Below are 18,411 nucleotides of genomic sequence, written 5' to 3'. Positions count from 1 at the left end.
CCACACTTCCACTTTTACAGCTTAGCCCCTGTCGTCCCGGCTGACCGGCAGATCGACTCCGTCAGGCGGACCGGATCGCACGCGGATCGTAACGCTTTGCCCGGGAAGGACCGTCATGGTCCCCGGATCGAACTTCTTGTCGCGAGCTTTATCCCCGAGCTCATCGATCAGCTCCTGAGCGGCGAGGCGATCGCCCGCGGCGATTCTCGCCACGCGCTCGACGGAACCTCCTCGCCGGACGCTTTCGACGTGCAGTTCGGTCGAGCGTTCCGAATGAGAGGACAAACGACCGAAATGCTGTAGAATGAACCAGGTGAACGGATCCGTCTCCACGAAGGCATTCGTGTGCACGTCGGCGGCTGTGGTTCCGACCGCCAGGTCGGCTACCCACATGCCGGCGTCGATTCCACCTGACCGTTGCAGCTCGTCGCGAAGCGCAAGACCCAAGGCGTAGTCGAAGATGTTTCCAGCGACGTTGCGGGCGTGGAGATTGCGAATGGCGCTCGACGAGTCCGCCTCGTAGCCATCGGTAGACGGCATATAGAGCCAAGAGCGAATACCTTCTTTGCCTAGGATCTCGACCAGATCCTGCAACCGTTGCTGCTGATCCGGCGAGGTGCTCGCGAAGGTGGACGCGATTGAATAGCTGCCACCCGGGTCTGGAAACAACCGTTTGGCCTGCATGAGGTAAGCAGCGCGCCAATTAAGGTTGGGAAGAACCGTGTTCTCATATTCGAGGATTAGCCCGAAGTCTGCCTGTGAAACGAAAGCTTCGAGCCGCTGTCCGTGTTGATGGACTTCAATCGTGAATTCAACATCGACCATGTCACCCGGCTTCGCCAAGGCCTCCTGCAGCGCGTCGGCATCAAAGGTCAGCGACTTCTCCCGGCGCTGTGCCGCGGCATCCATTAACGCGCAGAACTCTTGCGTCAGCGTGGTCTCTGTTGGCGGGACAAGGCGGGACAGACGCCGGGAAACGGCCGCGTCTATACCATCGAAATATCGGATCAGGAACGGAAGCTGATAGGGCGTGAGCATGAGCTGAGCTTAGCGGACTTCAACGGCATTCATCAACTCGGCGCCACCTCTCGGGAGCGCCGGAAGCGTTCTTTCCTCACTTCCACCGCTGTGCCAGAGACATATACCATGATGACGGCCCCGATGAGATGCACAATGTCGAGTTTCGAACATAACCGCAGTCTCTAGGCGTTACAGATCTGGACGTCTTTGCACCTTTCGAGATAGAATAAATGCCATCACCAGCAATCGACTTCCGTGTCATCCGTACGCATCATGGGAGCCAGCATAGCGGCTTTGAGGAACTGGTCTGCCAGTTGGCAGCACTCGAAACGCCGGCTAGTCTTGCGTTCCACCGCAAGGGCGCGGGCGCCGATGCAGGACTGGAATGTTACCGGGTTGAAGCCGATGGGTCTGAGACCGGCTGGCAGGCAAAATATTTTTTCGAATTTGGCAGCAGCGAGGGATCGCAGCTGAAGGAATCCTTCGATAACGCGGTCCTTCATCACCCAGATCTCGCACTTTTCATCGTCAGCATGCCGTTCAACCTGCCGGATGGGCGGGTCGCAAACCGCAAGTCGCAAAAGGATCGCTGGAACGATTGGGTAGCGGCACGCGCCAAGGCCATCTTGCCGCGTGTCGTCACGATCGAGCTGTGGGATGAGACCCAGCTGATCGAGCGTCTGACGCGCACCGATCCGCGCTATGCCGGCCGTCGCCGCTACTGGTTTGATTTACTGCATTTCACGCCCGACTGGTTCCAGACGCGCTTCGACATCACCTGCGCTGCGCTCGGCAAGCGCTATACCCCAGAACTCAATATTGAGCTCCCGGTTCGCCGCGGGCTGTTCGCGATCGCACGCGATCCCACCTTTATCGAGGACCTCTGCGAGCTGGCCGACGATATAGATGCGGCGCGGCACCGCGGGGCCGACGATATTGCCAAATTGCTTGCGGATGGTCCCGCCGCTGCGCCCGCCTCTGGGCTCGATGCTGCGTTTCGCGCAATCAGTCTGAGTATCCGGACGAGCACGATGGGGCCGGCCGATATTATACCCTTCGACCTCTGGTTGCAGGCGGTCGATCAAGCCAGCACGACCCTGGGCAGTTGCGCAGCTGAGGTCTGGAATTTGCGCAGCCAGAGTGCCGGTGATCGAGATCCCATCCAGCGCGGACATCACTACATCAATCAGCTCTACGAGGCGCTTCACACCGTCACCGAATCGATAAACCGGCACGAGGCGCGACTGGCGAACGCTCACCGCCTGCTCGTGACCGGCGAAGCAGGCGTAGGCAAGTCGCACCTGCTGGCCGATGTGGCACATCACCATATCAAGCATGGCTATCCGGCAGTGCTGGTGGTCGGCGGGAGCTTTGTCGATGGCGAAATCTGGCGTCAGGTCCGCGATCAGCTCGGGCTGACCACTGTCAGCCCGGACGAGCTGCTTGGCGCGCTTGATGCCGCTGGAGAAGCGGCGGGCACGCGTGCGCTGATCATGATCGATGCGATCAATGAGCGGGGCGGGATCGCGATTTGGAAGGATCGTCTGGCCGCTTTCTTGGCGACAGCGGACCGGTTCCAGCATGTGGCGGTGGTCCTGTCATGCCGCACGACCTTTCTTCCCTACATTGTCGCGGATATCGACGAAAACGTGCTGCCGCGGCTCCCTCATCCGGGCTTTGCGGGGCGGGCGGCGGAGGCTGCACAGCGTTATCTCGACCAGCGCGGGATCGTGCGCATGGCGGCACCCAATCTGTCGCCGGAATTCGAAAACCCGTTGTTCTTGCGCACCTGCTGCGATGCGCTGGAGCGCCGCGGCGAGAGCGAGCTTCCCCGCGGGCTCGCTGGCGTGTCGGGCGTATTCGACTTCTATTTCGGGGCCGTCTCGGAAGCGATCACGGCAAGGATGGGCCTGTTTCCCCGGCTTCGGATCATCGAACAAGCGCTGAGTGGCATCACTGCCGCAATGGTCGCCGCTCGGAGCGGCCATCTGCAGATGAATGCTGTTCACGCGCTCCTCGAAGGGCTTCATCCCTCGCAGAACAAGGCCGAGCAAAGCCTGTTTTTCCAACTCGAGAATGAAGGCGTCTTGACGGTCGAACCAGAGGTCGATGGTCAGGTCATCACCGAGATGGTCCGCTTTACGTTCGAGCGTCTGAGCGACCATTGCATCGCACAGGCTTTGCTCGACGCCGAAGTCATCGCCAACGATCCGGCTACTGCTTTTGCGCAAGGTAGCGCGCTGCGCGATTATGTCATGGGACAAAACGCGTATCGCTTCGCCGGAATCGCTGAAGCCTTCGCTGTCCAGCTACCCGAGCGCTACGGAATCGAGCTGCTTGATCTGATCGATGACGAATGGGCCGCTTATGACCATTTGCCGGCCTTTCGCAGCAGCCTTTTGTGGCGGCGCCAGGATGCATTCAGCGCGCGGACCGTTGAGCTGCTCGAGGAAAACGCCGACCGACTGGAGGATGATCTCTGGCTCGACACGATGATCGCGGTTGCGACCGAGCCTGCCAATGCGTTCAACGCCGATCATCTCGATCGCTGGTTGCGCCCGATGACGCTACCAGAGCGCGATGAACTCTGGTCCGTGCGCGCGACCTATCACGCCCGCGATGAAGGTAACGCGATCGACACATTGATCCAATGGGTGCTGGTCAACGGATTGAAGCCCATCGAGGAAGCGCGCGCCCGGCTGGCGGCAGTCACGCTGGCCTGGCTGACCACGCTCAGCCACCGGGCGGTTCGCGACATGGCGACGAAGGCGTTGGCGGTGCTGTTAGTAAGGCGCCGTGAGTTGGCCGCGCAGCTCATTGCCGATTTTGGCCGCCTTAACGACGCCTATGTCGTCGATCGCGTCCTTGCTGCGGCATATGGTGCGGCGACCCGCAGTCACAGCAACGAAGGCCTCGCTGCGATGGCGGACGCTGCCAATGCCGCAGTGTTTGCGGATAGCACGATCTCGCCGCACGCACTGATCCGAGATCACGCGCGAGGCATTATCGAACTGGCTGCACACCGTGGCGTCTTGCCGGCATCGGTTTCGCTCGATCGTGCCAGGCCGCCCTATCCGGCTGGCGCTCCCATTGAACTCATCGATGATGCCACGCTCGCTGGCTACGTGCAGACCTACGGCAGCGGTTCATCTTTCCACGACGACATTATCGGCTCCGCAGTCGAAGATGGTGATTTTGCGCGATACGAAACCGATCCACTCGCCAACCAGTTTCTGGAATTGCCCCGAGAGGAAGTCGGGCGGTCGAACGAGGCACGCTATGATGAATGGAGCGCGCGCGCGATCGCGGGAAAGATCGAGCGCGAGGATGCGTTGAAAGAGCTAATCAGACTTTCGGGCCAGCTGAAGGCCATGCCGTATGATTTCAACTTCTATCTCGACGATCGGCGCAACCAGGCTGACGCCAATACAGCCAAAGACGGCCCGACCCGCGACGAAGTGGAGAAGGAGCGTGACGCGGCTGCCGCAGCGTTCAGAGCACTTCTCGACGAAGCTGAGCAGCGCGACTTCGATATCTACGCCGAAGGTTGGGTGGAACGCGCGATGTGGGATTCCGACGCGCAGCCAAACCATCCCAATATAAGCCACGACATAGCGCGCCGATGGGTCGGATGGCGTGCGCATGATCTGGGGTGGACCCCAGCACGATTTGCAGTGGCCGAGCGCAACATGCAGGGCGGCGACCGCCGGGATCACCTTATCGAGCGGATCGGCAAGAAGTATCAATGGATCGCTTTTCATGAACTGACCGGGCGCCTGTCGGACATCTATGCCGTCGATGGCAGCTATCGCGACGAACCGCAGCCCTATCGGGGGCCCTGGCAGGTCGGCACCCGCGAGATGGACCCGACGATTCTGGTTACGCGCACTGAAGCCCGAGATTCGAGCAAGCAGCCTGCCACCTGGTGGTCGCCTCATGCGCCCCGGTGGCGCGAAGACCCGCCACAGGCCCGCCTCGCCTGGATGAAAGATGAAAGCCGCGACGTCCCGGACGCTGTGGCTCAGTTGGACCTCACCGATCCCGACGGCAGTCGCTGGCTGATGCTCGACCTTTCCGCGGGCCGCAATCAATCGGTCATTGATGAAGGCGAGAGTGTCATGCTGCGCATGACCTGGCACAAGATTCACTCATTGCTCGTTCCGCGCGGCGACGCCGATCGCCTGGTCAGGCTATTGCGCCGATGCGAGCGCGACCGCGACCATTTGCCCGAGATCGAGCTACCCTGGCGAGCCTACTTGGGTGAATATCCCTGGCATCCAGCTTATGATCAGATTCGCGGCGAATGGGAGATTGGCCGCCGCAAGATCGAGGCGTTCGCAACCATCGCTGACCGCTATGTCGAGCGTTCGGGCCACAATTATTCTGTCGTCGAAAGCTTCAATCTTACCATCCCTGGTCCGCGTTTAATGCGCGGGCTCGATCTGCGCTTGGCCGAGGGGCTCTCTCTTTCCTATTGCGATGCCCAAGGACGTGTTTTGTTCAAGGACCCATCCGCGGATACGCCGGGGAACAGTGGTGCCGTTGTCGATCGTACGGCGCTCAGCGCGTTTCTGGGGCGAGAGGACCTTGAGCTGATTTGGGTAATCACGGGAGAGAAGAGTGCTCATGGCGGGCGTCCACACCGAAGCGGCTGGGGTGGCCACCTCGAATATTGGGGTATCTACCGGTTCGACGGTTCAGAGATTAGCGGCGAACTCGAATTCCAGCTTAAGGGACCCGGCAAGGAGCAACTCGCAGAATTCCTTGCCTATCGTTGATAAAAGGCGGAGCGGAGTTCCCCGAACCTGAGTCCGCGGGAGCGAGCCGCTCCGCTTTAACGAGCGGCTTTCCATCCAATACGGGGAAGTGATCGCCGCGCGCTTTCGCATTCCAGGTAGTCTTCACCAGCAATCGCCAGAATGGTGTGCTGCGAGAAATCACTCCCTTCCAATTAAACCGGCTTAAAGCCGTGCGGGCGGAAATAGACCGTGTCGTCAGATGTCGTGACGGGTCATTGAGCAGCCATTCTCTCTAAGAAGGGTCTGCAATCGATTTGCTTGGCTTTTCGGGATCGCCATCACGAGGAGCCTCTCCGCCCTTGACGCTGCAACGTAGATCTTTCGGGCGTCCTCTGCGAACTCGGGACGATATGCCCCTTCAAGATGCTGAAGGATGCCCCCCGCCTTGTTGCTCGTCAGGACGACGCACACGGCAGGGAACTCCAAGCCCTTCGTCGAGTGGATCGTCCGCGTCGGATGCGCAGCGGCGGCCGGAGTGGCCAAGGCGGTCGGCAGGTCGTTGCTAGACTTCAGCCGCTGCCTGATGCCGCCGGATGTCAGGAGCCCGGGTGCCAACGCGTTGCGGGCTTTATCTAGCCACGCGTCGGCGGACATACCCGGCGTGAACTTCAGCGCCGCCGCAGCATCAATGATCTCGGGGCGCCAACGACCATCCTCCAGGCCTTCCGACAACACATATCGGTGATAGTCGCCAGCGGTTTCGATCCTCCCCTGAACCAGCAGGATCGCGCGGTGAAGATTGGACAGCGCCTCGCGCCGGTTGCCCAGGTTGAAAGAGAAGTGGAAAGCCGTGGCGGCTTTGGCGAGGACTAGGGTTTTGTGCTGCGTGTTCTTCGTGACGGGGTGCCCAATAGCCCGCGCTGCGCTCTGCAGCCTTGAAGCCAATATGGGCGCATCCGCCACCGCGATGCCATGCGACTTCACGAGTTCGCCGAACTTTACGCCGATCGCCGCCGGCACCGACGTTCCACCGTATGAGAGAACATGCATGGTAGTGGGATCGTGCTTGTGATTCCCGAGCGCCCGGTCCGGCACGCCGCGCGCCGAGGACGGCCTCAATGCGACGATCGCGGCGCATATCGCCGGCGTTGATCGAAAGTTTCCGCTCATCGGCAGCCTGTCGTCATTTTCAAAGCTCTCGGCAAACCTGTAGAGCTCGTCGGTGATCCCTCCGCGAAACTGGTAGATCGACTGGTTCGGATCGCAGATCACCTTGACGATCAGCCCGGAAATCCGAAGCCAATGCACAATCTCGAGATCGTCGGGATTGCAGTCCTGCGCCTCGTCGACAAAGATCTCTTTAAACCGGGCTGCGAGGGCTTTTCCAAGCCGTCCGGCGAAGTCTCCGTCGGCAAGCCGTCCCTTCACGCTGGCGCGTACGTCCTCAAAATCAACATGCCCCTTCGAGCGGGCTGAGGCGAGCATCCGGAGTGCGAGAGCCTCGTGCTTGGTAGCGTCTCGATTTGCGTCAAAGCCCTCCTCAGCCGCGATTTCGCGGTTCAATCTGCCTGTCTTGCGGTCGAACGCCTTTAGAGGCAGTTCCTGCATCTTCTCATAGGGTTGCACGATCCAGTCGCCCTTGTCCGGGATCAGCTGGGGCGCGACGTCGCAGCCCACCATTCCGAAGGGCGCTACGAAAAATTGCCAAAGAAACCTGTCAAACGTGCCGATGAAGCTGGGGAACAGCGGCGTCGGTAGTATCCCGAAGCTCCGGAGGCGCACCTCCAGTTCGTTGACCGCCGCGTTTGTGAACGACAGGAAGGCAACCCCGCGGCGATCCCGGCCATCCGACAGCAGAAGTCGAGCCCGCTCGACCATCGTCCGCGTCTTTCCCGCACCTGGACAGGCGGTTACAAACGCCGGGCCGTCATGCCCGATCACCGCTAGCTGCTCCTTGGTTGGCGCGTAATCTCCGCTCATTTGGCAACCAGCTGCTCGATGGCGTGCTTGATGTAGGGTGGTACTACGAACTCTTCGCCGTCCTCGATTAGTCGCGCCAGCACTTGGGCGTAGTCACCCTTTCGAGCATTCTTAAAGATGCGGTGGATCACCGCAGCCCGCTCGTCGCCAGTCAGCTTCATGGCGTCGCTCCACTTCTTCTTCGAACGCGGATGCAGTTCGAGGTAGGCCTTCTCAAGAAGGTCTGCGTTGCCCGCCTCGATCAGTTCCGACTCCAACGAATAGGTACTCGTGACCGCCGTGAAGTAGTCGATCGCGCCTAGCCCGCCGACCAGCTTCTCCAAGGCCTGCCTCCTCCTTTCACCTGGAATCAGCCCGTAATCGTCGTCGGCGGCGGCCTCGATCTCGGAGACCTCCTCGGCGTCGTGGGCCGGCGCCGCGGTCCCTTCATTCGGAACGTCACCCTCTCCCTCGTCCTCCGTGTCCTTTTGCAGCCCCCTGTCGCCATCGGTCATCACGACGACGCGGTCGGCAATCCGCGCACCCTCAAGTTCGGTCAGGAGAAGAGTCACGTATGGCGCGAAATCGACGCCGTCGATGGGAATAAACACGGCAGACCTGAAGAGCCTGAGCTTCTCCGGGTGGTCCTTCAGGACGTGGCGCTTGGCAATGGCCGGCAGCAGCAGCGCCTCGGCTATCCCTTCAACGAGCAGTGCCCGTCCGCCGAACAAGAGAGCCGCCTTTGTCACATCAAGGTAGCGATCGACCTTGCGACGATCGAGATCCTTAAGCGGCATGTTGGCCAGAGACAGGCACCGTGTCGCACGACGCGGCACGACGGCCGATATCGCCTCGGCGACGGACTCCGCGGCCGCCTTGCCATCGGCACCCGCCTCATGGCCAAGAACGTCTTCGATGATGCTGGCGTCTATTGATCCCGGTCCGGGCGGCTTAGCCACTCCCGCGGTGCCAGCCGACGCTATCACCGACTTGAATACCACCAGCCTATCGCTGCTGACCCAAGCCGAGAGGTTCGGCGAATGCGTTGCCACAACCACCTGCAGCTCGCCCGCGGGACCGTGGTCGGTCGCGAGGCTCTTCCGCGACTGCTCCGCCTGCTCGCGCAAGAACGACAGAACCGCGGCCTGCAGTTGCGGATGAAGATGCGCCTCCGGCTCCTCTACGAGGAACAGTGTCAGATCCGTGCTTCGGACCTTCTCCAACTCGACCGCAATGATCGCCATGAAAAGCAGGTTCGCGTAGCCATGCCCGGAGTATCGCAAATCCTCTGGATCGACGCCGTGATCGGCGAGCTTGAACCGCAAATCGCGGGCGATGTCGATCAACCCCTCGTCCGACGCGAAGCCCAGCGTCGCGGCCTGCCGGCGCACGCCGCTCGTCAAAGCCGAAAGGCCCTTCTCCACGGCATCGTCGACCTTGACCAGCACATCGTGCCTACGCGTCCGTGAAAGCTGCTTTGCAAGATCAGAGGCGGACGTTCCCTCGAGGAAGTGGTTCAAGAGGGCCATGATGCGAGTCGGGTTACCAGATGCAAGGGCTCGCTTTGCGTCGCGCAGCGTCGGCAGATAGACGTGTCGGACCATGTCATGACAGTTCGGTTCGGGTGCGTTTCCGTCCTTGCCGGCCCACAGCTGCGGTCTCGCCCCCTGCCGACTACCATCGAAGCGCAGGCCGAAGCAGGCATTCGTCAGACCGGCATCGGTGGCTGCAGAGATTAGGCGCCCCTGCTGGCCCACCGAGAGTTCCGCAAAATGCGCCTCCAGTTCGAATTGAGCGGCGCCGCACTGGAAGCGGACATCGGTGGGCTCGCAGTAAATCTCCCGACGACCACCCAGCGGGAGCGTCAGCAGGCGGATCGCGTCGATCGCATTGCTCTTCCCACCATTGTTCTCGCCGACTAGGACCGTCAGGTCCCTCTGCAGCTCGAGATGGGCATCGTCGAAGGAACGAAAGTTAGCCAACTTGACGCGCTTGAGAAACATCGATCCCCCTCTTCTATTGGTACGCATAGACGAGCGGCAATTCATCGGCGAGAGTGATGTGAAAGCGATCCGAACGGGATCAGACCGAAGCTGCGCGCGAGCCCAGCCCGACCGCCTGCGGTTACACGATCGACCTTGGAGGCAATCGGTATGGACGGGGAGCAACTCACAAGCATCTGGAACCAGCGCGAAATCCCGGTGATCCTTCGCAGGACCGGGAAGGGAGAGCTGCTGCGGCTACGGCTTCCATATGCGGAGACAAACCGGTCCTGGCTCCACAACGACCGACGCACCTCGCCCGCATGGAATACCGGCAAGCGCTGCTGGGAGATACCCAAAGCCTGGTTCAACGACTTCGTGGAACGTGCGCTTACGACCTTCGGCGCCGTCTATGTGATCCAGCCCTACCGTGAGCAGGAGAATTGCTCCCCCGCTTGCCTCAACGCGGTCGGACACGAGTGCCAGTGCTCCTGCATGGGACGCAACCATGGAGCCGGCAATGACGGAAGTTGGTTCGAGATATCCGAAACGTTCGCCACGCGGTGGGGCGATCAGACGCTCGCCTGCCGCCTCATGAGGACGCGCCAGAATGTCGGATGAGGTCCAGATCAGCCCGCCGGGCGACTCAGGTATCCTGCATCTGACAGGCTTGAAACCACGAGATGTCTGAGCACCACGACCCTAGCCCTGCCGCATCGGCACCGACCGATGCTGAGCTCGACGACGTGGTCGCCGACCTCCAGCGCTCCATACAGGAGTGGGCGACCCGCCATGAGCTATGGTTCGACTGTGGCTTCCAGACCTATGCCGATCGGATCGATGGTCAGCCTGGGGAAACACCCGTGGTCACGATCCTGCACTTCGACGGCGATCTCGGACGCGCCCTCGACGGCGAGTTCGAAGGTCTCGACATGGATTTCTTCGAGCTGCTCCAGCGTCAGGGCTTCTGGTATGAGCGGAGCGACAGCGTCAGCGCGCACATATACCCCGAAGACGACAGCCCGCTGCTTCGACCCTTTGTCGATCGCGAGAACTGGCAATGGGTGTGCGGGCTGGTCCAACAGGACGTCGCGGACGTCCACGAAGAGCTATATTCGCACTTTGCGAAGCGCCCGGAGGACCTGCACCGCCTCACCTGGCGCGAGTTCGAGACGCTGCTGTTCCGCATCTTTCAGGCCCAGGGCTTCACCTGCGAGCTGGGCCCCGGCTCGAACGACGGCGGCATCGACGTCCGGGTGCTCCAGAGGGATCCGCTGGGCGACATTCTGACGCTGGTGCAGGCCAAGCGATACGCCCCGAGAAACAAGATTGACCTGTCCGCGGTCGCCGCGCTGCATGGCGTGGCCGACGTCGAAGCGGCCCAGAAGAGTATCTTCGTGACGACCTCCGACTACCTCCCCTCGGCGCGGAAGTTCGCCGGCCGGACTAGCATCCCCATGACACTCGCCACCTCCGCCGACGTGCGCGACTGGTGCAGGGACGCGAGGGACGGGATCATCCGCGACAAGTCGAAGCTGGTCACGCCCCAAGCGGTTTCCACGCTCATCGATCGCCTCGCGCCTAAGGATCCGCGCATCGTCCACGCACGAACAGGCTACACCGTCATCATGAACCAGTTCGCGCTCGTCCTGAAGGAGACAAGGCACGCGGCGCTGCTGATGGCGATCCCCTCCCGGACCATATCGGACGATGGCTTCGGGCAGAGAGGTAGCGAAGTGCCTGAGATCGGACCGGCATGCCTTGACCACCTGACGGCCGACACCGTCTTTCGCGCGAAGAAGTCCGTCCGCGACAGCGATGTCACCTATTGGGACGGTCAGAACCTGTATTCGGCATGGGATGGCACCCCAGCCCTCTTCGACCTCTGCGACTGACACCGTTCCGCTTCCAATCGGCTCGGGCTCCTACATCGCCAACCAGACCTTTGCCTGAGCGAAAGTACGGTTATTTCGTTTGGCGCTTCGAAGCGGCCAGGCCGCATACCACCAGATTGCACACGCATGCAGACCGTCGACTTATCGCCGTCGCTACCGCGCGGATGTCAGGGCGATCCTATTACCCAGGTGACGAAATGCGCGATCACGACAGGTCAGCAGGATCACCTGCATCCGCGTTGCGGCTTCCGTCAGAACCTCGGTCATCAGATCAAGCCGTGTATCGTCTGAATAGACGAGTGGATCGTCCAAAATAAGCGATACCGGTGCCCCCTGCTCCAGCAGCATCTCGGCGAACGCAAGGCGAGTGAGAACCGCCAGTTGCTCCTGGGTGCCTCTAGAGAGATCGCTGCATCCTTCGCTGAGCCCGTTCCGGCTGATAGAGACCAGGCCCAGATCATCGCCGAAGCTCAGGTCACAGCCGGGCAACAGGCGCTCGATATGGCGCCGCGCTCGCCGGGCAACAGGGCCGACGAACGTGCGTGAAGCTTCGGCGCGTGCCCCCTCCAGGGTGTCACGCAACAATTTCAGTGTTTCGGCCTCCAGCGTCACACGGGCAAGGTTTGCCGCCGCGGCGTCCGCCTCCTCTTGCGCCGCCGCAGCACGGTCGGCGAGACCCTTGCCCCCTTCGGCCTCGATCCGCGCCTCCAAGCCGGCAATCACCTTCTCCAGGTCGTTGCGTTGCGTCCGGGCGACTTCGAAGCGCTTGTCCAGGACCCCGATCTTGCCGCCGATCACGGTGACATCATGTGCGGTCGCAGCCCGCTCGGCATCCTGAAGCCCGACCAGTGCCCCCGCCTCTAACTGACGGGCCTCCTGCAGCGCGTCGGCGAGGTTCGCGACCGCAGGGTTGTCCTCTATCGCCGCAAGCTGAGCCTCCGCGTTCAGCACGTCCCGCTCGGCGCCGGTCTCCAGCACCATCAGCGGGGCGTTCCTGGCCTCCAGCACGCGCAACCGCTCGGACGCGGCCTCATCGACGCCTTCCGCCTTGGCGTGCTCCGTATCCGCATCGCTCACGGCGATCCCTAGATCCCCGACGTCATCGGCCGGCTCGTCACTCCCCTCACCTTCCGCGCTCTCGTCCAGTCCGGCGATGAAGAGCTTCAAGGGTGCGGCACCAGCATCAATTCCGAGCAGCACACTTGCCGGCGTGATCCCGGTGATCCTGGCCTCGAGCGTGCGAAGGTTGGCGATCGCGTCCCGCGCGGCCTGATTGCGAGCCCGTGCTGCAGCGACACTCGTCACGCCATGCTCGGCCAGTGCCGTCGTCAGATCCTCTGTTGCGTTAGCCAGCGCCGTCTCAGCGCTCTGCGCACTCACCGGAGGCCGGACAATCAGCTCGGCAGCGCCAAGACGAATTCGTGTCTCACGAGAGAGCGTCCTGCTGCCCGGCTCAACTCCGGCTCCATCGACTGTCAGCCCGCTGACATCACCAACGAACTCGATCCGCGTGGCACCGGCATCGAGTGCCGCAAGGGCTTTGTCGACCGCGCGCTCTTTCTCTTCGAACGCATTGAGAACGTCTGCGGCGAGCAGAGTACCACCGAGCGTCTTGGCAGCGTCGCGCTCGGCTTCGAGGGTCAGCAGTTCGGCGTGGCGTCGGCGGGCCTCCGCAACCTCCAACCAGCGCCTTCGCGCCGCGACGCGGGCGCTGGCGCTCGCAAGCGCCTCGTGTGCCTCCCGCCGGCTCGCACGCGCGGTTGAAAATCGCTCACGCGCCGCCTGCGCTTGTTCACGAGCGGCGGTAAGTTCCTCTGCCAGCCCCGAGCGACTCGCCCGCGCCTTGCGCAGCGCGGCCTCCGTATCAACGACAGCCTTCCGCGCGTCGGCCACACGCGATGCGAGATCTTCAAGACCCTTTACCCGGTCTGCAAGCCGGCCCTGCTCTGCCCGCCGCGTATCGAGGAGCTGCGCCGCGGAGCGCGCGATATCAAGTTGTGCGACCAAGGCCTTCCGCAGCTCGGCATCGGTCGGATCGGCAAGGTCGCGATCGAGCACCTTCAGCTTGGCACGGGCAGCTTCTAGATCGGAAAAGTTCTGTTCAAGGGCTGCTAGCCGGGTCGCCGCATCCGTGGCTGCCAACTGCGCAGCATCGTGCATATCACGCACCGACGTTTGCCGGCCGGTCGACCGTCCAGTGTTTGTCCAGTATTCGGCAAATTGCGTGTCAATGCGAGGCCGAACACGCTGATAGGCGGCACCGCCCATAATCGTGCCGACCTCAGCTTCCAGAGTGGATCGCACCGTATCGCGGACGATCTCACCGGGTGCCGTGACCTCAAGCGCCTGTGCCTGCGCGACCCACAAGAGTCCGAGAGCGCCATGAGCTGCTGCATCCCCCGTCTGGCTTGTGTCGCGACGCGAGCCGAGCAGCGCCTGCAGCTGTGCTTCGGCGTCCTCTCCCTGCGCGCGGCCGGCCGGTCCACGCACCTCGACCGACGCGCTTTTGAGGAAGCGCTTGGTGACCTGCCAGTCTTCACCCCTAGCCTCGAAGCCGACCTCGATCTGTGGAGCAACGGCTTCCCCGTGCGGCGCATAGCTGCGCGCGAGCCGGTTTGCGGTGTTGTGGCGGATGAAGAAGGCGGCACGCATCGCTTCGAGCAGCGTCGATTTGCCGGCTTCGTTGGGCTCGATGATCACGTTGAGTCCGTCGGTCAGCCCATCAATCACGAACGGGTCGCGGAACTTGCGAAAGTTGGTCAGCGCGATACGCCGAATCCGAAGGCTCATGCCGCGTCCTGTCCACGATGATATTCGACAAACAGCCGTTCGAGCGCCCGCTTCGCGGTAGAAGATCCGCTGCCGCCGGCATCGATGATGCCGATCAGCTTGGCGGCCGCCGTCCCGAGCATTCCCTCTACCTTAAGGTCAGCCATATCTTGCTCGCTCGGTCGGCCGACGAGATCGTCGGACCTGACCGTCAAGTGCCGCAAACGATGCTGAAGATCATTCTCCAGCCGCGCGAGGATTGCGATCCGGTCGGACAAACTGACAATGCCGGCGAGCGAGAGTTGCAGAAGCGTGGCCGAGGGCTCGACATCGGCAAGGAGGCGATCGCACTCGGCGGCAAAGCTATCGGCATCCGAGACTGCCCAGTCGCGCGTCAGCCACTGGAACCTGCCGGTGCGGATTGGCGTCACGACGGGCTCTGCCCCCGGCTCCAGCGCGACGAGCAGCGCATGGCCCGGCTCGTCGCGCTGGAAGCGGTCGGTCTCGGGCGTGCCCGAATACCAGGTTCGCGCATCGATCCGCAGCGCGCCATGCCAGTCGCCGAGCGCGAGATAGTCCAGGTTCGAGCGCTGGGCGCGATCGGGAGCGATCTGGTTCTGCGCCTCGCCACGTGACGAGAAGTCGCGGATCGAGCCATGGGCGAGCCCGATCCGCAGCCGCGCACCCGGCGTCTCCATCGTATCGAATAGGATGGTCGGATCATCGAGATTGTGGCGGTGCGTGAGGGGCGCTGGCAGCAGCCAATGGCCGGGCTCCAGCTCGCACGGTGTGGGCTCGGTGAGGATCCGGACGTTGGTGGCACCCTTTGCCCGCACGCGATCCCAAAGGCCGCTGTTGCGCGCGAAGTCGTGATTGCCCGGCAGCAGCCACCACGTGCAGGCATAGCGCTGCATCCGCGAGACCGCCTGCACGATCACGCGGTCCTCAGGACCTTCGGTGTCGAAGACGTCGCCCGCGACGAGAACATGCTGGGCGTCGTTCTCGGCTGCGGCCTTGCCGAGCGCGTCGATCGCGTCGAAGCGCGCCTCGGTCAGGGCAGCGCGGACCTCACTGTCTAAGCGGCCGTACGGCTTGCCGAGCTGCCAGTCGGCGGTGTGGATCAGGCGTATCATCGCATCCTTTTGGTGGCTGCAGTTCGGGGCGTCGAGCGTTGCATCATGCCAGCGCCGCTCGAGCCGCTGCGCGCTCCCCATGCTCAAACGCCTCGGCAAAGCTGTCGAGGTCGGCGCTGGTCATACCGAGCCCGCGTCCCTCGTCCTGCCAACCCGCGACGGCCTGTTCGACCTGCGCCAGCATATCCTTGGCGCGAGACAGGCTGATGCGAAAGTATGGCAGCACCGACATCAATGCATCGATGGTCGCTTCAGGTCCAACCTCTTCCGAGATCCAGGTCTTCAGCTCTCGCAATCGCTCGGGGAATGGATTGATATCGAAGGCTGGCGCCAACCGCCAAAGGCCACGGTCGATGTGGAGGAAGCCGTGATTCATCAGATGATCGTCGACGTTGGTTATCAGGATCGAGAAAGCGATCCTGCGCCATAGCTCTTCGATGTCGGCGGTGGGGGCGCTGCCATTCACACGGAGTGCGTCGACGATCTCGGTATAGGCATGCTCCTGCGCATCGCCGGGCTCCGCACCGATCATCGTGGCCGCCGAGACGTACATGAGCCGCCCGCCTTCTGCGGGGCGATCAAACCGCCGGATTAGCGCGATCGCGTCGCCATCGCTTTCGATCAGCCGAGCGTCGGCGGCGTCGATCCCGGCCTGACGGGCGAGCCGCATTGCCAACACCTCTCCTCGCGTGACCGAGCGTTCGTCCGCGACGCTCGGAAACTTGCCGATCGACAGATGCCCTTCGTCATCGACGACAGTGCATTTCGGGCGCAGTCCGCCGAGCGATGTGCCGCGACCACGCAGATAGGCAAGGTCTGCCGCAGTCTCGGTGTTCGTCTCGACCGCACGACTGGCGGCTAAGAGATGGCCCAGCTCGATTAACGGCGGCGTAGTGCGGCGACCATCCTCGGTGGCGCGCTGAGCAGTCCCCTGTTCGTCGATGAGACGCAGTGCCCCCACCCGGCTGATGTCGTCGACCGCTAACAGATAATCTAGGCCATTCAGTGCCCGGGCGTCGACTTCATCACCGCGGCGGCGAGCGTCCTGCCGCCGCTTGGCATGGTCGCGCTGGATGACGCGCTTTCCCCAGCCGTCTGGTTCGGTGTCAGCGATGGCGGCATGGAAGACAGAGCCGGTGCCCACCTTGCGGTGAAACTGCGGGCCGGCAACGAGCGGCAGCGCGGGCTCGAGAGCGAAGCGATCGGGGTCTGCCAGCCAGGCGGCATCGTATTCGAAGCCCGCGCTCTCCCGGTTGCCCTGCTGATTGTAGTGCAGCAATCCGACACCGCGGGCTTCGTCGCCGATCTGGATGCCGATCGTCCGCCTCACAGCGAAACCGGCGGTTTGGGTCTGCGGACGCGCTGCGGCATGCGCTCCACGTCGAGCAACAGACCCTGCTCGTCTTTCCTGGCATCGAGGATCTCTCCGAGGCTTTCGCCGAACCCCAGAACGAAGAACGTCATGGCGTACGTGCCCAGCGCGACGGTGGGATCGCCTTTCTCCAGCTTGAGATACGTGCTCTTGGCTACACCAATGCGTTCGGCCATCATGACCACCGTGAGGCTGCGCTTCTTGCGCGCCAGCGCAATATCGGCGCCCAGCTTCGTCAAGCTCCGCCTCACGCGCGGCGGAAGAGTATCAGCGACAGTCGATCGCATCTAGCGTCTCATATAAGCGCCCATGAGGCCAATACGGTAGGTTATACACGACCTTACGTTGCCAGTCGAGATAGCCGGTTTGATGCGTTGCCTGGGTTCGACAGGAGCGGATGCAAGTGCCTACTCCGGCGGCGTCGACAGAACAGGCAATCTCAAACAGAGCGTCGGCCGTGGCAGCTTGCTCTTCAGGTAGCCGGCACCGCGGGGCGTGGTACGTGCAAGTCACATGGCGCGGGGCTATGTCGCTGGTCTACCGATCAGACCGAGCAACCTTCACGAGGCAGAATGATAGCCCTAGACGCCCTGAAGGCTGCACCCCCTGAGGTGCGCGCAGCAGCGCTTGCCGTTCTCGATCAGGTGTCGGCGCCATTGACCGAGCGACAACTCGCCAGCGCCTTTCGCGCACATGGCATCGGGCTGCTCGATGCCAAACGCATGGCACGAGCCCTGCGCAAGATCGATATCATCGCGGTCGCCCCTCGCGGCCCTTGAAGCTCGAGCATTGTGGGCTTCGGACTGGCACGGACGCGCCCTGTCGGGCTACATTCGAAATCGCGCCAAGAACCAGACGCGAGAAGGTAGACGATCATGACAGAAGCGACCTGGGGTGAAAGCGCGAAGACGCCCGAAATCAATTGGCGGATGAGCGCTTCGCTCGAAAACGTGCCGCGCGGCGATAGCGACGTCGCTGAAGTCACCAACCTCGAGCGGGCAGTTCGTGATTGGCGGGAGCTGGACCCCGAGCATCAAGCCGCGGCCGTCCTGACGGTTGAGCATCCCGTGCAGATCGATGGCGCCTCCAGCACGACGTTCGCCGGTGAAGGCATTGCAGCCCTAGCGGATCATCTACCTGCTTCCAGCCCGACCGAGGAGTAAGCTCGAATGGCCAACCCAAGCGTCCTTTTCGAGATGGGGGACTATTACTGGGTTGCCGAACGCGAGAGCGTCGGTTTCACGGGCACCACGAACTTAGGAGTCGTCGAGTTCCTCATCACCAGCGAGGCTCTGACGCAGCTCCTCGATCCCGATCGCGATACGCTCGATTCCGAAACTGCGCTCGAGGTGTTCATCGAGTTCGAGAGCGACATTCACCGCATAGCGCAGCGCGAGTTCGTCAAGCGGCTCGGCGGGGAGCCCCCGATCCTGCTGACCGCGGCCGACGTAGAGGGCTGAAGCGGCGGCAGAGGGGCAGCGTCAGCCGGGCCGATCCATGGCATCCGTGGGAGCTACGCCCGAGGTGCCTCAGCCGACGATG

At 62.4% G+C, this 18,411-nt stretch carries 12 protein-coding genes; 5 read left to right on the top strand and 7 right to left on the bottom strand.

Annotation, left to right across the window (positions count from 1 at the left end; translation table 11 throughout):
• Positions 1–21 precede the first annotated feature (21 nt).
• A complete protein-coding gene (locus tag AC1MH0_RS21705) occupies positions 22–1,038 on the bottom strand; it encodes a hypothetical protein (protein WP_480966209.1) in 1,017 nt (338 codons plus the stop codon).
• Between the two features lie 212 nt (positions 1,039–1,250).
• On the opposite strand from AC1MH0_RS21705, the gene AC1MH0_RS21700 reads away from it, so the two are divergent.
• The gene (locus AC1MH0_RS21700; protein WP_480966208.1) at positions 1,251–5,798 is read left to right on the top strand and encodes an NACHT domain-containing protein; all 4,548 of its coding nucleotides are present in this window, start codon (positions 1,251–1,253) and stop codon (positions 5,796–5,798) included.
• Between the two features lie 216 nt (positions 5,799–6,014).
• Here AC1MH0_RS21700 and AC1MH0_RS21695 read toward each other — a convergent pair whose 3' ends face one another.
• Positions 6,015–7,739: a UvrD-helicase domain-containing protein gene (locus AC1MH0_RS21695; protein WP_480966207.1), complete on the bottom strand. Its 1,725-nt coding sequence runs from the start codon at positions 7,737–7,739 to the stop codon at positions 6,015–6,017.
• The gene (locus tag AC1MH0_RS21690) at positions 7,736–9,721 is read right to left on the bottom strand and encodes an ATP-dependent nuclease (RefSeq protein WP_480966206.1); all 1,986 of its coding nucleotides are present in this window, start codon (positions 9,719–9,721) and stop codon (positions 7,736–7,738) included. Before AC1MH0_RS21690 ends, AC1MH0_RS21695 begins: the two co-directional genes overlap by 4 nt.
• 725 nt (positions 9,722–10,446) lie before the next feature.
• On the opposite strand from AC1MH0_RS21690, the gene AC1MH0_RS21685 reads away from it, so the two are divergent.
• Positions 10,447–11,595 (top strand): restriction endonuclease, encoded by a 1,149-nt coding sequence (locus AC1MH0_RS21685; RefSeq protein WP_480966205.1) that lies wholly within the window; start codon positions 10,447–10,449, stop codon positions 11,593–11,595.
• Positions 11,596–11,748: 153 nt separating this feature from the next.
• On the opposite strand, the gene AC1MH0_RS21680 is transcribed toward AC1MH0_RS21685, so the two are convergent.
• From AC1MH0_RS21680 to AC1MH0_RS21665, 4 genes are read right to left on the bottom strand one after another with little or no spacing between them, the layout of a single operon-like run.
• On the bottom strand, positions 11,749–14,385 hold the full coding sequence (locus AC1MH0_RS21680) for an AAA family ATPase (RefSeq protein WP_480966204.1): 2,637 nt from the start codon (positions 14,383–14,385) through the stop codon (positions 11,749–11,751).
• Positions 14,382–15,494: a metallophosphoesterase family protein gene (locus AC1MH0_RS21675; protein ID WP_480966256.1), complete on the bottom strand. Its 1,113-nt coding sequence runs from the start codon at positions 15,492–15,494 to the stop codon at positions 14,382–14,384. Before AC1MH0_RS21675 ends, AC1MH0_RS21680 begins: the two co-directional genes overlap by 4 nt.
• Before the next feature lie 46 nt (positions 15,495–15,540).
• On the bottom strand, positions 15,541–16,827 hold the full coding sequence (locus tag AC1MH0_RS21670; protein ID WP_480966203.1) for a type II toxin-antitoxin system HipA family toxin: 1,287 nt from the start codon (positions 16,825–16,827) through the stop codon (positions 15,541–15,543).
• Positions 16,824–17,108, bottom strand: coding sequence for a helix-turn-helix domain-containing protein (locus tag AC1MH0_RS21665; RefSeq protein ID WP_480962170.1), 285 nt, complete (start codon positions 17,106–17,108; stop codon positions 16,824–16,826). The genes AC1MH0_RS21670 and AC1MH0_RS21665 overlap by 4 nt, the downstream gene beginning before the upstream one ends.
• A 333-nt stretch (positions 17,109–17,441) precedes the next feature.
• Here AC1MH0_RS21665 and AC1MH0_RS21660 point away from each other — a divergent pair, with 333 nt between their 5' ends.
• The 3 genes from AC1MH0_RS21660 to AC1MH0_RS21650 all read left to right on the top strand — a co-directional run bounded on the left by AC1MH0_RS21660 (position 17,442) and on the right by AC1MH0_RS21650 (position 18,329).
• Complete coding sequence (locus AC1MH0_RS21660) at positions 17,442–17,648, top strand: hypothetical protein (protein ID WP_480966202.1); 207 nt, start codon at positions 17,442–17,444, stop codon at positions 17,646–17,648.
• A 96-nt stretch (positions 17,649–17,744) separates the two neighbouring features.
• Positions 17,745–18,032 (top strand): hypothetical protein, encoded by a 288-nt coding sequence (locus tag AC1MH0_RS21655; RefSeq protein ID WP_480966201.1) that lies wholly within the window; start codon positions 17,745–17,747, stop codon positions 18,030–18,032.
• Between the two features lie 6 nt (positions 18,033–18,038).
• Positions 18,039–18,329 (top strand): DUF1488 family protein, encoded by a 291-nt coding sequence (locus tag AC1MH0_RS21650; protein WP_480966200.1) that lies wholly within the window; start codon positions 18,039–18,041, stop codon positions 18,327–18,329.
• Positions 18,330–18,411: the final 82 nt, after the last annotated feature.

It is taken from the genome of Sphingomonas sp. AP28 (assembly GCF_056680455.1).
The sequence above is the reverse complement of the archived record's forward strand: the minus strand, read 5'-3'. Positions and strand labels throughout refer to the sequence as shown.

Coding starts and splice junctions, on each gene's coding strand:
- AC1MH0_RS21705 (WP_480966209.1), bottom strand. CDS start 1,038: ATGCTCACGCCCTATCAGCTTCCGTTCCTGATCCGATATTTCGATGGT.
- AC1MH0_RS21700 (WP_480966208.1), top strand. CDS start 1,251: ATGCCATCACCAGCAATCGACTTCCGTGTCATCCGTACGCATCATGGG.
- AC1MH0_RS21695 (WP_480966207.1), bottom strand. CDS start 7,739: ATGAGCGGAGATTACGCGCCAACCAAGGAGCAGCTAGCGGTGATCGGG.
- AC1MH0_RS21690 (WP_480966206.1), bottom strand. CDS start 9,721: ATGTTTCTCAAGCGCGTCAAGTTGGCTAACTTTCGTTCCTTCGACGAT.
- AC1MH0_RS21680 (WP_480966204.1), bottom strand. CDS start 14,385: ATGAGCCTTCGGATTCGGCGTATCGCGCTGACCAACTTTCGCAAGTTC.
- AC1MH0_RS21660 (WP_480966202.1), top strand. CDS start 17,442: ATGATAGCCCTAGACGCCCTGAAGGCTGCACCCCCTGAGGTGCGCGCA.
- AC1MH0_RS21655 (WP_480966201.1), top strand. CDS start 17,745: ATGACAGAAGCGACCTGGGGTGAAAGCGCGAAGACGCCCGAAATCAAT.
- AC1MH0_RS21650 (WP_480966200.1), top strand. CDS start 18,039: ATGGCCAACCCAAGCGTCCTTTTCGAGATGGGGGACTATTACTGGGTT.